This is a genomic window from Micropruina sp. (assembly GCF_047607385.1).
Taxonomy (GTDB): domain Bacteria; phylum Actinomycetota; class Actinomycetes; order Propionibacteriales; family Propionibacteriaceae; genus Micropruina.
Genome location: NZ_JASGDE010000113.1, coordinates 1 through 13330, shown reverse-complemented (window position 1 = coordinate 13330; position 13330 = coordinate 1). Strand labels below are relative to the sequence as shown.

General features: G+C 70.4%; 12 protein-coding genes. 1 reads left to right on the top strand and 11 read right to left on the bottom strand.

The window, feature by feature from the left end:
* Nucleotides 1-269: 269 nt before the first annotated feature.
* From metK to carA, 9 genes are all read right to left on the bottom strand, one after another.
* The gene (gene metK, locus QM582_RS10075) at nt 270-1460 is read right to left on the bottom strand and encodes a methionine adenosyltransferase (protein WP_415084046.1); all 1191 of its coding nucleotides are present in this window, start codon (nt 1458-1460) and stop codon (nt 270-272) included.
* The gene (coaBC, locus tag QM582_RS10070) at nt 1457-2677 is read right to left on the bottom strand and encodes a bifunctional phosphopantothenoylcysteine decarboxylase/phosphopantothenate--cysteine ligase CoaBC (protein WP_415084044.1); all 1221 of its coding nucleotides are present in this window, start codon (nt 2675-2677) and stop codon (nt 1457-1459) included. The genes metK and coaBC overlap by 4 nt, the downstream gene beginning before the upstream one ends.
* A gap of 7 nt (nt 2678-2684) precedes the next feature.
* Nucleotides 2685-3023 carry a DNA-directed RNA polymerase subunit omega gene (rpoZ, locus tag QM582_RS10065; protein WP_415084042.1) on the bottom strand — a complete coding sequence of 113 codons (339 nt, stop codon included), beginning with the start codon at nt 3021-3023 and terminating at the stop codon, nt 2685-2687.
* Nucleotides 3024-3125: 102 nt separating this feature from the next.
* Nucleotides 3126-3677, bottom strand: a complete 552-nt coding sequence (gene gmk, locus QM582_RS10060) for a guanylate kinase (RefSeq protein ID WP_415084040.1) — start codon at nt 3675-3677, stop codon at nt 3126-3128.
* A complete protein-coding gene (gene mihF / locus QM582_RS10055) occupies nt 3667-4005 on the bottom strand; it encodes an integration host factor, actinobacterial type (protein ID WP_415084038.1) in 339 nt (112 codons plus the stop codon). The genes gmk and mihF overlap by 11 nt, the downstream gene beginning before the upstream one ends.
* Before the next feature lie 220 nt (nt 4006-4225).
* A complete protein-coding gene (pyrF, locus tag QM582_RS10050; RefSeq protein WP_415084036.1) occupies nt 4226-5035 on the bottom strand; it encodes an orotidine-5'-phosphate decarboxylase in 810 nt (269 codons plus the stop codon).
* Nucleotides 5032-6102, bottom strand: coding sequence for a quinone-dependent dihydroorotate dehydrogenase (locus tag QM582_RS10045; RefSeq protein ID WP_415084034.1), 1071 nt, complete (start codon nt 6100-6102; stop codon nt 5032-5034). The genes pyrF and QM582_RS10045 overlap by 4 nt, the downstream gene beginning before the upstream one ends.
* Nucleotides 6099-9431 carry a carbamoyl-phosphate synthase large subunit gene (carB, locus tag QM582_RS10040; RefSeq protein ID WP_415084032.1) on the bottom strand — a complete coding sequence of 1111 codons (3333 nt, stop codon included), beginning with the start codon at nt 9429-9431 and terminating at the stop codon, nt 6099-6101. Before carB ends, QM582_RS10045 begins: the two co-directional genes overlap by 4 nt.
* On the bottom strand, nt 9431-10663 hold the full coding sequence (gene carA / locus QM582_RS10035; protein WP_415084030.1) for a glutamine-hydrolyzing carbamoyl-phosphate synthase small subunit: 1233 nt from the start codon (nt 10661-10663) through the stop codon (nt 9431-9433). Before carA ends, carB begins: the two co-directional genes overlap by 1 nt.
* A 137-nt stretch (nt 10664-10800) precedes the next feature.
* On the opposite strand from carA, the gene QM582_RS10030 reads away from it, so the two are divergent.
* Nucleotides 10801-11817 (top strand): GNAT family N-acetyltransferase, encoded by a 1017-nt coding sequence (locus QM582_RS10030; protein WP_415084028.1) that lies wholly within the window; start codon nt 10801-10803, stop codon nt 11815-11817.
* A gap of 160 nt (nt 11818-11977) precedes the next feature.
* Here QM582_RS10030 and nusB read toward each other — a convergent pair whose 3' ends face one another.
* Both nusB and efp read right to left on the bottom strand, forming a co-directional pair.
* Nucleotides 11978-12493, bottom strand: a complete 516-nt coding sequence (gene nusB / locus QM582_RS10025) for a transcription antitermination factor NusB (RefSeq protein ID WP_415084027.1) — start codon at nt 12491-12493, stop codon at nt 11978-11980.
* 7 nt (nt 12494-12500) lie between these two features.
* Nucleotides 12501-13058, bottom strand: a complete 558-nt coding sequence (gene efp, locus QM582_RS10020; RefSeq protein ID WP_415084025.1) for an elongation factor P — start codon at nt 13056-13058, stop codon at nt 12501-12503.
* Nucleotides 13059-13330 lie beyond the last annotated feature (272 nt).

The following is a 13330-nucleotide window of genomic DNA, read 5'->3' as shown; positions in this document are numbered from 1 at the left end:
CCGGACGGTGGTTGGGCTGCCCGGCGGCGCGGCCGCGACATTGCCCGGGTTTGAGTTCATTCACTCGGTTTGAACCACGGAGAAGACGCCGAAGCACGGAAGTGTGGTGGACGGGGACTCGACCGGCGGTGGGACGAAAGGAACCGTCCCCTCCGTCCCACCGACCCGATGCAAGCGTGGATGGACGAGGGGTCTCGACAAGCTCGACCAGCGGCGGTACGAGGGGTCTGTCCCCACGGTCCACCCAGATCTCGGCCAGCGGCCGCCGACTATCCGCGGACGGCGTTCGCCAGGGCGTCCGCGCGGTCGGTGCGCTCCCAGGTGAACTCGGGGAGCTCGCGTCCGAAGTGGCCGTAGTTGGTGGTCGCGGAGTAGATCGGACGCAGCAGGTCGAGATCGCGGATGATCGCGGCGGGACGCAGGTCGAAGACGTCCAGGACGGCGGCGGTGATCTGCTCCAACGGCACCTGCTCGGTGCCGAAGCAGTCGGCGTAGAAGCCGACCGGGTGGGCGCGTCCGATGGCGTAGGCGACCTGCACCTCGCAGCGGGACGCCAGACCGGCCGCCACCACGTTCTTGGCCACCCAGCGCATCGCGTAGGCGGCCGAGCGGTCGACCTTGGACGGGTCCTTGCCGGAGAACGCGCCGCCGCCGTGCCGGGCCATGCCGCCGTAGCTGTCCACGATGATCTTGCGGCCGGTCAGGCCGGCGTCGCCCATCGGGCCGCCGATGACGAACTTCCCGGTCGGGTTGATGTGCACCTTCAAGCCGTCGGTCGACACGTCGTACCTAGCCAGCACCGGTTCGATCACCTCGTGCAGGATGCCGGGCCGGATGTCCCGCTCGTAGGACGCGGACCCGGTGTGCTGCGACGACACCACGATGGTGTCCACCGCGACCGGGGTGTCCCCGTCGTAGCGGGCGGTCACCTGGGTCTTGCCGTCGGGCAGCAGGAACGGCAGCACCCGATCGCGCCGCACCGCGGTCAGCTGCTCGGCGAGCCGGTGCGCCAGGTCGATCGGCAGCGGCATCAGCGTCGGCGTGTCGGTGCAGGCGTAGCCGAACATCAGGCCCTGGTCGCCGGCGCCCTGGGCGTCCAGCGCGTCGCCGGAGCCGCCCTCGCGGTGCTCGCCGGCGTCGTCCACCCCCTGGGCGATGTCGGGCGACTGGGCGCCCAGCGAGACCAGAACGCCGCAGGACGCGCCGTCGAACGACTTGTCCGAGGAGTCGTAGCCGATCTGCAGGATGCGTTCCCGGGCCAGCTTGGCGATGTCCACGTAGCCGGCGGTGCTGACCTCGCCGGCGACCACCACGGTGCCGGTGGTGACCAGGGTCTCGACCGCGACCCGGCTGTCGGCGTCCTGGGTCAGCAGGGCGTCGAGCACGGCGTCCGAGACCGAGTCGGCCAGCTTGTCGGGGTGGCCCTCGGTGACGGACTCCGAGGTGAACAGGCGGCTCATCGGGTGCTTCTCCTCTTCGTGGCGACGGCATCGAGAATGCGATGCGCGACCAGGTTCTTGTCGGCGGCGACGGCATCGACCACGCCGTCGCCGTCGATGATGGTGACGGTGTTGTCGGCGGCGCCGAACACCGCTCCCCCGCTGACGTCGTTCAACACCAGCAGGTCACAGCCCTTGCGGGCCAGCTTTGCCCGGCCCAATTCGAGCAGTTCGGACGCCGAGCCGGCCGTCTCGGCGGCGAAGCCGACGATCACCTGCCCCGGACGCCGCTGCCGGACCAGGCTGGCCAGCACGTCGACGGTCTGGGTGAAGCTGACGGTCAGACCGGCGTCGCCTTCCTTCTTCAGCTTCGCCGCACTGGGCGAGGCCGGGGTGAAGTCGGCGGGGGCAGCGGCCATGATCAGCACGTCGGAATCTGCGGCGGCCCGCGTCATCGCCTCGGCCAGGTCGGCGGTAGAGGTCACGGTGACGAGATCGGCACCGCCGGGCACCGGGGCGGTCATCGCACCGGCCACCACCCGGACGTCGGCGCCGCGCAGCAGGGCGGCCCGGGCGATCGCGGCGCCCATCCGTCCCGAGGACGCGTTGCCCAGGTAGCGCACCGGGTCGAGCGCCTCGCGGGTGCCGCCGGCACTCACCGTCAGTCGGACGCCGGCCAGGTCCCGGGCCCGCGCGGCGGACGCGGCCCCGACGTCCAGCAGGGACAGCGCCGCCTGTTCGATCTCGGACGGTTCGGGCAGCCGGCCGGGCCCGGTGTCGGCGCCGGTGAGGCGTCCGGAGTCGGGGTCGAGGACGATCACGCCGTGCTCGCGCAGGGTGGCCACATTGGCCTGGGTGGCCGGATGCAGCCACATCTCGGTGTGCATCGCGGGCGCCATCAGCACCGGGCAGGTGGCGGTCAGCAGCACGTTGGTGAGCAGGTCGTCGGCGCGTCCGGTGGCGGCCCGGGCCAGCAGGTCGGCGGTCGCCGGGGCGACCACCACCAGGTCGGCCTCACGGCCCAGCGCGACGTGCGGCACCTGGTGGGCGTCGGCCCACACCTGGGTGTGCACCGGGCGTCCGGACAGCGCCGCCCAGGTGGTCTCGCCGACGAAGTTGAGCGCGCTCGGAGTCGGCACCACGGTGACCTGGTGGCCGGCTTCGGCGAATCGCCGCAGCAGCAGGCATGCCTTGTAGGCGGCGATTCCGCCGGCGACTCCGAGCAGGACTCGGCTCATCGGACGATCAGGCCAGGTCGTCGCTGAACGGGTCGAGATCGCTGAACTGCGGGTCGGCCTCGGCCTCGGCACGGGCGGCCGCCTCGGCCTCGGGGTCGATCTCGGTGCACTCCAGCACGCCGGCGTTCACTTCGCGCAGCGCGATGGACAGCGGCTTCTCCTGGACACCGGTGTCGACCAGCGGACCCACGTTCTCCAGCAGGCCCTCGCCGAGCTGGCTGTAGTAGGCGTTGATCTGACGGGCCCGCTTGGCGGCGAACAGCACCAGGCGGTACTTGGAGTCGACCTTCTCCAGCAGTTCGTCGATCGGCGGATTGGTGATGCCCTCAGGGATCTGTGTGCTCAAAGGATGACCTCACGGTTGGTGCGGCGCGGCGGAGCCCGGGTTGCGGGTGGGCTCGGAGCGCCTGCGGGTGGTTCGGCTGGCGAGACATTCCACGGGTGGAAGTCACAAGCCCAGCAAGTCTACCAACTCATCGACCGCCCTGCCCACATCGTCGTTCACCACGACGTGGTCGAACTCGTCGGCGGCGGCCAACTCGTCCTTGGCGGTGCGCAGCCGGCGCTCCCGCTGCTCGGCGGTCTCGGTGCCGCGGCCGACCAGCCGGGCGACCAGTTCGTCCCAATCCGGCGGCGCGATGAACACCAGCCGGGCCTGCGGCAGCTTGGCCCGCACCTGTCGGGCGCCCTGCAGGTCGATCTCCAGGATCACCCGCTCACCGCGGGCCATCGCCTCCAGCACCGGCGCCGCGGGCGTGCCGTACCGGTCGCGGCCGTGCACCACCGCCCACTCCAGCAGACCGTCCTGCGCCAACAGCTCGTCGAAGGCGGCGTCGGAGACGAACCAGTAGTGCTCGCCGTCCACCTCGCCGGGACGCGGGGGCCGGGTCGTCGCCGACACCGACACCCACACCGCGGGATGGCGCTGTTTCAGCGCGCGAACGACCGTGCCCTTCCCTACCGCCGTCGGACCGGAGATGACTGTGACGTCACCGCTCACCGAACTCGGCCTTCAGGCCGGCCAGCTGATGCCGGCCCAGCCCACGAATCCGGCGGTTGGCGGCGATGTCGTAGCGCTCCATCACCAGGGTGGCCCGCTTGTCGCCGACCCGCGGCAGCGCCTTTAGCAGGTCGACCACCTTGACGTGTGCCAGCACCTCGTTCCCGGCGGCCTCGTCGAGCGCCTGGGCAAGAGTCAACTCACCCGAGCGGACCCGGGCTTTCAGCCCCGCCCGGGCGCGGCGCGCCTCCGTGGCGGCCGCGCGAGCCGCTTGCAGCTGCTCCGTCGTCAATTGGGGTATCGCCACGGTGACCTCCGGATGTGTCATTGGTGGGGACAATTTACAACCCAACACCGGTGCTGAAAACCCTTGCGATCAGGCCATTTGCGGGTCGGACGGGATTTGTCCGCCGCGGCGCGGACGGACCACCCGCGCCACCGCGCCCGCCTCGCACGACGCAGCGCACCGTCGTCCCGGGCTCGGGTGCGCAGATCCCGGCATCCGCCGGGAAGACGGGGGACGGCGAGGTGGTGCTGGTGCCCCGGCCCTAGCCGAGCAGCGCCCGCACCCGCGCGGTCAGCGCGGCGGCGTCCGGCCCGGCACCGATCACGTCCCGGCTCACCGCGGGCAGCACATTGTCCAGCGCCTCGCCGAACAGTGCCGGCAGGTGGTCGATCCGGCCGCCCTGGAAACCGATCCCGGGCACCAGGATGGAACCGTTGAAGTCGCCCACGTCGCAGCCCAGCTCGCTGTGCGTGCCGCCCACCACCAGGCCGATGGCGTTCTGCCCGGACGCGTCGTTGGCACGCCGGGCGGCGTCGATGATCTCCTGGGCCACCGAACCCTGCCGGTCGCCGCACAGCGCCAACTGCACCTGGCCGCCCTCCGGGTTGGACGTCCGGGCCAGCACGTAGACGCCGCGACCGTAGCGGTGCGCCCGGTCGAAGGCGGGCTGCAGCGAGCCGAAGCCCAGGTAGGGCGAGACGGTGATGGCGTCGGCGGCCAGCGGCGAGCCGTCGGCCAGGTAGGCCTCGGCGTAGGCGTCCATGGTCGAGCCGATGTCGCCGCGCTTCACGTCCAGGATGCTCAGCGCACCGGCCTGGGCGATGTCGGCCAGCACCCGCTCCAACACCGCGACGCCGGCCGACCCGTGGATCTCGAAGAAGGCCGACTGCGGCTTGAACACCGCCACCTGATCGCCCAGCACCTCGACGATGCGGCGGGCGAAGCGTTCCGCGCCGGCGGCGTCCACGCTCAGACCCCAGTCCTTCAGCAGCGAGGGATGCGGGTCGATGCCAACGCACAGCGCACCCCGTTCGCGGCTGGTCCGCTGCAGTCGAAGCCAGTAGCTGCTCATCGATCTCTCCTTGTCAGCGCGTTGATCCGGGCCGCGAGGGCGGGTCCGGCGTAGACGAAGCCGGTGTACAGCTGCACCAGCGCGGCACCCCGGTCGAACATCACCGACGCGTCGTCGGCGGTCATGATGCCGCCGGCCGCGATCACCGGCAGGTCGGTGTTCCGGGTCAGGTAGCCGACCACCTCGCGGGCCCGCCGGGTCAGCGGGGCGCCGGACAGTCCGCCGGCTTCGGCGGCCAGGTGCTGATCGGCCGGGTCCAGCCGGTCCCGGGCCAGGGTGGTGTTGGTGGCGATCAGCCCGGCCACCCCGGCGTCGCCGGCCGCGGCCAGCACCTCGTCGATCTGCGGCTCGGTCAGGTCGGGGGCGATCTTGACGAACAGCGGGGCACGTCCGTCGGCGGCACCGGCCAGCGCCTTCAGCAGGGTGAGCAGCGCTCCCCCGTCCTGCAGGCTGCGCAGCCCGGGCGTGTTCGGGCTGGACACGTTGATCGCGACATAGTCGGCGTGCGGCAGCACCATCTCGAGCGAGGTCAGGTAGTCGTCGACGGCGTCCTCGACCGGGACCACCTTGGTCTTGCCGATCGAGATGCCGATCGGGATTCCGGCGCCCTCGTTGCCGCGGTAGACGCCGAGCAGCGACAGCTCACGATGCAGCCGGGCGGCGCCGGCGTTGTTGAAGCCCATCCGGTTGATCAGCGCCGTGGACTTGCGCAGCCGGAACACCCGCGGTTTGTCGTTGCCGGGCTGGGCCTGCGCGGTGACGGTGCCCAGCTCGGCGAAGCCGAAACCGAGCGCCTGCCAGGCCAGCACGGCGCGTCCGTCCTTGTCCATGCCGGCGGCCAGGCCTACCCTTCCGGGGAAGTCGATCCCGGCCACCGTGGTCGGGGCGCCCCGGCTGCCGGCCAGCAGCCGGACCGCGGAGACCACCCCGGGTGAACGGCTGAACCGGGCCAGGGTGCCGATCATCGCCTCATGGACGCCTTCGGGGTCGCCATGGTGCGAGCCGAACAGCAGCGGACGCAGCACCGCCCGATAGCCGGCGTCGACCAGGCTGACCCGCGGACTCATGCGCCGGACGCCTCCAGCTCGCGCCGCATGTCGGCGCTCCAGGACTGCAGCGGACGGACCGTCAGCCCGCCCCGGCGCAACGCCTCGATGCCCTGCACCGCGGCCGACAGGCCCTGCACGGTGGTGACGCAGGGCACGTCGCACAGGATCGCGGCGGAGCGGATCTGCCAGCCGTCGCGGCGTGGGTCGCCGCCCTCGGAGACCCCCAGCGGGGTGTTGAAGATCAGGCTGATCTCACCGTCCATGATGGCCTGCACGACGGTCCTGGTGCCGTCCGCGCCGGGGCCCTGGGTCTCCTTGCGGAGCACCGTCACGTCGATGTCGTGGCGCCGCAGCACCTGCGCGGTGCCCTCCGTGGCGTAGACCTTGAAACCCAGGTCGGCAAGGCGTTTCACCGGGAAGATGGCGTGCCGCTTGTCCCGGTTGGCGACCGAGACGAAGACCGAGCCCTGGGTCGGCACGTCGCCGTAGGAGGCGGTCTGGCTCTTCGCGAACGCCACCCCGAAGGTCAGGTCGAGACCCATCACCTCGCCGGTCGACTTCATCTCCGGGCCGAGCAGGGTGTCCACCCAGGCGCCGTCGGCGGTGCGGAACCGGTTGAACGGCATCACCGCCTCCTTCACCGCCAGCGGGGCCGACTCCAGGGTGGCGGTGCCGTCGCCGTTGGCCCGCAGGGTGCCCTCGGCGCGCAGCTCGGCGATGGTGGCGCCGAGCATGATCCGCGACGCCGCCTTGGCCAGCTGGGTGGCGGTCGCCTTGGAGACGAACGGCACCGTCCGGGAGGCCCGCGGATTCGCCTCCAGCACGTACAGCACGTCGCCGAGCAAGGCGAACTGGATGTTGATCAGGCCACGCACCCCGACACCGCGGGCGATCGCCTCGGTGGCGGTGCGGATCCGTCCGACCGTCTCGGCGCCCAGCGTGATCGGCGGCAGCGAGCAGGCCGAGTCGCCGGAGTGGATGCCGGCCTCCTCGATGTGCTCCATCACGCCGCCCAGGTACAGCTCGGTGCCGTCGAACAGGGCGTCCACGTCGATCTCGATGGCGTCGTCCAGGAAGCGGTCCACCAGCACCGGCGAGTTCGGGGTGATGTGGGTGGCCCGTTCGATGTAGCCGACCAGCGAGTCGTCGTCGTAGACGATCTCCATGCCGCGTCCGCCCAGCACGTAGGAGGGCCGGACCAGCACCGGGTAGCCGATGTCGTGGGCGATCTCCAGGGCGTCGGACGCCGAGGTGGCCATCCCGTAGGCGGGCGCGGTGAGCTTGTTCTCGGTCAGGATCCGGCCGAACGCGCCGCGCTCCTCGGCCAGATGGATCGCCTCCGGCGAGGTGCCGACGATCGGGACGCCGGCGTCCTTGAGCGCCTGGGCCAGCTTGAGCGGGGTCTGCCCGCCGAGCTGGACGATGACGCCCGCCACCGGTCCGGCGGCGGCCTCGGCGTGGTAGACCTCCAGCACGTCCTCCAGGGTGAGCGGCTCGAAGTAGAGCCGGTCGGAGGTGTCGTAGTCGGTGGACACCGTCTCCGGGTTGCAGTTGACCATCACGGTCTCGTAGCCGTGCTGCGACAGGGTCAGCGCGGCGTGCACGCAGGAGTAGTCGAATTCGATGCCCTGCCCGATCCGGTTCGGCCCGGAGCCCAGGATCAGCACCGCCGGCTTGGTCCGCGGCGCCACCTCGGTCTCCTCGTCGTAGGAGGAGTAGTGGTAGGGCGTCCGGGCGGCGAACTCGGCGGCGCAGGTGTCGACGGTCTTGAACACCGGACGCACCCCGAGCGCCCAGCGGACGCCGCGCACCACGTCGGTGCTGAGGTGCCGCAGTCGGGCGATCTGGTCGTCGGAGAGCCCGTGCCGCTTGGCCAGCCGGAGCACGTCGGCGGTCAGCTCGGGGGCGTTGCGGACGTGTTCGGCGACCTCGGCGATCAACTGCAGCTGATCCAGGAACCAGGGGTCGATCTTGGTGGACTCGAACAGCTGCTCGGCACTGGCACCGGCGCGGAAGGCCTTCATCACCAGGCCCAGCCGGCCGTCGTGCGGACGGGCGGCCGCGGTGAGCAGCTCGTCCACGCTCTCGGTGATCTCTCCGGTGAAGTCGAAGGTGGACTTCGGGTCCTCCAGCGAGCGCAGCGCCTTGCCCAGCGCCTCGGTGAAGTTGCGGCCGATGGCCATCGCCTCGCCGACGCTCTTCATGTGCGTGGTCAGGGTGTTCTCGGCGGTCGGGAACTTCTCGAAGGCGAACCGCGGCGCCTTCACCACCACGTAGTCCAGGGTCGGCTCGAAGGACGCCGGGGTCTCGGCGGTGATGTCGTTGGGGATCTCGTCCAGGGTGTAGCCGACGGCCACCTTGGCGGCGATCTTGGCGATCGGGAAGCCGGTCGCCTTGGACGCCAGCGCGGACGAGCGAGACACCCGCGGGTTCATCTCGATGACGATCATCCGGCCGTTGTCGGGGTTGATCGCGAACTGGATGTTGCAGCCGCCGGTGTCGACGCCGACCGCCCGGATCACGCCGATGCCGACGTCGCGCATCGCCTGGTACTCGCGGTCGGTGAGGGTCATCGCCGGGGCGACCGTGATCGAGTCGCCGGTGTGCACGCCCATCGGGTCGAGGTTCTCGATGGAGCACACGATCACGACGTTGTCCGCCTTGTCGCGCATCACCTCGAGCTCGTACTCCTTCCAGCCCAGGATCGACTCCTCGATCAGCACCTCGGTGACAGGGGACGCCGACAGGCCGGTGCCGGCGATCCGGCGCAACTCGTCCTCGTCGTGGGCGAAGCCGGAGCCGACGCCGCCCATGGTGAAGGACGGCCGCACCACCAGCGGGTAGCCGAGGACGTCGGCGGCGGCCAGCACGTCCTCCATCGAGTGGCAGATCCGGCTGCGGGCCACCTCGGGATTGGTGCCGGGGATGTCCAGGGCCTCGACGATCTCCTTGAACTTCTCCCGGTCCTCGCCCTTCTGGATCGCCTCGAAGGAGGCGCCGATCAGTTCGACGCCGTACTTGGCCAGCACCCCGCGCTCATGCAGCGCGACCGCGGCGTTCAGCGCGGTCTGCCCGCCCAGGGTGGCGAGCAGGGCGTCCGGACGCTCGGCGGCGATCACCTTCTCCAGGAAGTCGGGCTGGATCGGCTCGATGTAGGTGGCGTCGGCGAACTCGGGGTCGGTCATGATCGTGGCCGGGTTGGAGTTCACCAGGATCACCCGGTAGCCCTCCTCGCGCAGCACCCGGCAGGCCTGGGTGCCCGAGTAGTCGAACTCGCAGGCCTGGCCGATCACGATCGGCCCGGAGCCGACCACCAAAATCGAGGAGATGTCGGTCCGCTTGGGCATCAGTTCTCCTGGTCGGTGTTGCTCTGGGTGGGGTTGCTCTGGGTGGGGTTGTGTTCGGCTCTGCCCCCGGTGCCGTCGCCGGCGCCGTTGCGGCGTCGGGTCATCACGTCGACGAAGCGGTCGAACAGGTAGGCCGAGTCGTGCGGGCCGGCGGCCGCCTCGGGGTGGTACTGCACCGAGAAGGCCAGCAGGTTGTCGGCGTCGTCGGTGAGCTCGAGGCCCTCCACGACGTCGTCGTTGAGGCAGATGTGGCTGACCCGTGCGTTGCCCCAGCGGGTGGCGGTCGGCTTGTCGAGCGGCGCGTCCACGGCGAACCCGTGGTTCTGCGCGGTGATCTCGACCTTGCCGGTGCGCAGGTCCTTGACCGGCTGGTTGATCCCGCGGTGGCCGTATTTCAGCTTGTAGGTGCCGAAACCGAGGGCGCGTCCGAAGATCTGGTTGCCGAAGCAGATGCCGAAGTAGGGGATGCCCGCGTCCAGCACGCCCTGCAGCAGGGTCATCGGGGCGTCCGCGGTGGCCGGGTCGCCGGGGCCGTTGGAGAAGAAGACGCCGTCCGGGCTCAGGGTGGTCAGCTCGTCCAGGGTGACGGAGGCCGGCAGCAGGTGCACTTCGATGCCGCGCTCGGCCATCCGGGTCGGCGTCATGTCCTTGATGCCGAGGTCGATCGCGGCCACGGTGAACCGCTTCTCGCCGACCGCCGGGAGAACCTGAGCGGCGCTCAGGGTGACGTCGGCGACCAGGTCGGAGCCGGCCATCGCCGGGGTCTGGCGGACCTTGGCCAGCAGCTTGGCCGGGTCGAGCTCGGTGGTGGAGATGCCGACCCGCATGGCGCCCCGCTCGCGCAGGTGCCGGGTCAGTGCCCGGGTGTCGATCTCGGCGATGCCGACCACTCCCTGGCTACGCAGTTCGTCGTCCAGCGAGCGGTTCGAGCGCCAGTTGGAACGCACCCGGGAGAGATCCCGGACGACGTAGCCGGCGACCCAGATCCGGGACGACTCGTCGTCCTCGTCGTTCCAGCCGGTGTTGCCGATGTGCGGCGCGGTGGCGACCACGACCTGGCGGTGGTAGCTCGGGTCGGTGAGGGTCTCCTGATACCCGGACATGCCGGTGGAGAACACCGCCTCACCGAAGGCCTCGCCGGCGGCCCCGAAGGACACGCCGCGGAAGGACCGTCCATCTTCGAGAACCAACAAAGCCGGGGTCTGTTCGCGATCGAAGAAGCCTGAAGGCATGGAAGTCCTTTCCCCGCCGGGGCGGGCTCAAACTCACGAAAGACTAGCAAAGCCGGACGGTGCTGCTGACCGCCGAGGTGGGCATGGACGCCCCCGCCCAGCCTTCTCCCCCGGACCCGGCGGTAGGGTCGGGGACCGTGACCGAGAACACCAGCCCCGTCCGGCAGGCTGCAACGCCGGGACCGCTCCCCGAGGGCGTCGCCGCCCGTCCGGCAGCCTCGGACGACGTGCCGGCGATCCTGGAGTTGCTGCGGGCCGAGGAGTTGGCCGGCACCGGCGAGACGTCGCTGAGCGCCGGCGAGATCGCCGAATGGTTTGACACGCCGCGCGCCCGAGAGCGCAACACCGCGCTGGTATTGGAGCGCGACGGCGTCCCGATCGGGGTGTGGCGGGTATTCCGCAACTTCGACGACAGGTACTGGGCGCAGCTGGCGATCGACCGCTCGCTGCCGTCCGAGCTGGTCGACGAACTGTGGCGCTCCGGCCTCGAATGGACGGAACAGGTCAGCCTCGCCGTCGCCGCCGGCCTGGGCGTCACCGCCCCGCGGCTGGACATCTGGGTGAACGAACACGACGCGCTCACCCGGCGGCACGCGGAGGCGTCCGGATTCCAGCAGATGCGGGCGTTCATCGAGATGCACATCGACCTGGCCGGCTACGTTGCGCCCGAACCGAACCCGCAGGTGCTGGTGCGGCAGGCCGAGGTGGCGGCGTCCGACAGCCCCGATCTGGCGACGATGTACGCGGTGATCACCGAGTCGTTCCGGGACCATTACGACTTCCAGCTGCGGTCCTTCGACGACTGGGCGGAGGCGCGGCGTTCCGACCCCCTCGGCGACCCGAGTCACTGGTATCTCGCCGAGATCGACGGCGAGGTGGTCGGCGGGCTGATCGGCCACAACTCCTACCTGGAGGCGGACGACGCCGGCTACGTCGCCAACCTCGGGGTACTGCGGCAGGGCCGGGGACGCGGTGTCGCGAAGGCGCTGCTGCACACCAGCTTGGCCCGCTACGCCGCCGACGGACGGGTCGCCGTCAAGCTGCACGTGGACGCCGAAAGTCCGACCGGCGCCACCCACCTGTACGAGTCGGTCGGCATGCACCGGCGGCTGGTCGGCTTCGACTTCCACAAGCACCTCGGCGTCCGGCCCTGACGACGCCTGGCTGCGTCGTCGAGGTCCGTGGATCAGCGACCGATCTCCGGGTCGTCACGCCTGGCCAGGCGGCGCGAACCAGGAATCGGTCGCCAGTCGACGAGCGATCGGACGCCGAGGCGCCCTGGGGCGCGTCCGGGTCGGTACCGAACTGGATGGCTCAGCCGAGGCCGGCGAGGATCTTCTCCCGGGCGCGGGCCAGCACACCGTTGAGGAAGGTGGCGGAGTCGTCGGTGGAGAGGTCCTGCGCCAGGGTGACCGCCTGCTCCAGCACGACCTCGGACGAGGTGGTGCCGTCCAGCATCTCCCAGATCGCGATCCGGGCCAGGCAGCGGTCGACGCGCGGCATCCGGTCCATCGTCCAACCGGTCGCCAGGCACTCGGCGATCAGCGCGTCGATCTCCGGCCGACGAGCGATGACGCCCTCGACCAGGGTGATGGTGAACGGACGCACCGGAGGGTCGGCCACGGCGATGTGCAACGCCAGCGGGCCGCCGGCGTCCACCCCGCGCAGGTCAGCCTCGAACAGGATGTCGAGGGCACGTTTGCGCGCCTTGGTGCGGGACGAGCCGCGACCCGGTGCGCTGGTCGGACGGGTCTCGATCAGTTCGGCGACGGTTCCGTCGGGTCGGGTGATCCGCTTGCGCGGCGTGGTCAGCGCAGGATCGGCTGGCATCGGGCGATCAGACCCGACCCAGGTAGCTGCCGTCGCGGGTGTCGATCTTGACCCGCTCGCCGGTGGTGATGAACAGCGGCACCTGCACCTTCAGGCCGGTCTCGACGGTGGCGGGCTTGGTGCCGCCGGTGGAGCGGTCGCCCTGCAGGCCGGGCTCGGTGTAGGTGACCTCGAGCTCGACCGAGGCCGGCAGGTCGAGGTAGAGCGGGTTGCCGTCGTGCATCGCGACGGTCGCCAGCTGGTTCTCCAGCAGGTAGTTCTTGGCGTCGCCGACGGTGTCGTCCAGGATGGTCAGCTGGTCGTAGGTGGCGGTGTCCATGAACACGTAGCCGTCGCCGTCGTGGTACAGGTACTGCATCTCGCGGCGGTCGACGTTGGCGGTGTCCACCTTGGTGTCGGAGTTGAACGTGCGATCGACCACCTTGCCGCTCAGCACATGCTTGAGCTTCGTCCGCACCACGGTGTTGCCCTTGCCCGGCTTGTGGTGCTGGAACCACAGCACCTGCCAGAGCTGACCGTCGAGGTCGAGCACCATGCCGTTCTTCAGATCGTTGGTGGAAGCCACGTTTGAAACCCTTCGTTCACCGATTGTGAGCCGACCGCACAGTCTAGTGCCGCGGCCCGGCTCCCGACGAACCGGGCCGCGTGAGGCGTCCGGACCGGCCGATCGTCGGGGACGGTTCTCGCTGGTTGGGGACGGTTCTCGAGAGTCGAAAATGGTTCACCAGGGACGGACCTTGCCGCCGAGGTCTGTCCCCAATGGTCGAGATTCGAACCTCGAGAACCGTCCCCAACCAGCGAGAACCGTCCCCGACGATCGGCCGGTCCGGACGCCTC

What these genes read in the sequence shown, in the direction of transcription:
- nusB (WP_415084027.1), bottom strand. Translation starts at nt 12,493, where the DNA reads ATGCCAGCCGATCCTGCGCTGACCACGCCGCGCAAGCGGATCACCCGA.
- mihF (WP_415084038.1), bottom strand. Translation starts at nt 4,005, where the DNA reads ATGACACATCCGGAGGTCACCGTGGCGATACCCCAATTGACGACGGAG.
- carB (WP_415084032.1), bottom strand. Translation starts at nt 9,431, where the DNA reads ATGCCCAAGCGGACCGACATCTCCTCGATTTTGGTGGTCGGCTCCGGG.
- carA (WP_415084030.1), bottom strand. Translation starts at nt 10,663, where the DNA reads ATGCCTTCAGGCTTCTTCGATCGCGAACAGACCCCGGCTTTGTTGGTT.
- QM582_RS10045 (WP_415084034.1), bottom strand. Translation starts at nt 6,102, where the DNA reads ATGAGTCCGCGGGTCAGCCTGGTCGACGCCGGCTATCGGGCGGTGCTG.
- metK (WP_415084046.1), bottom strand. Translation starts at nt 1,460, where the DNA reads ATGAGCCGCCTGTTCACCTCGGAGTCCGTCACCGAGGGCCACCCCGAC.
- pyrF (WP_415084036.1), bottom strand. Translation starts at nt 5,035, where the DNA reads ATGAGCAGCTACTGGCTTCGACTGCAGCGGACCAGCCGCGAACGGGGT.
- coaBC (WP_415084044.1), bottom strand. Translation starts at nt 2,677, where the DNA reads ATGAGCCGAGTCCTGCTCGGAGTCGCCGGCGGAATCGCCGCCTACAAG.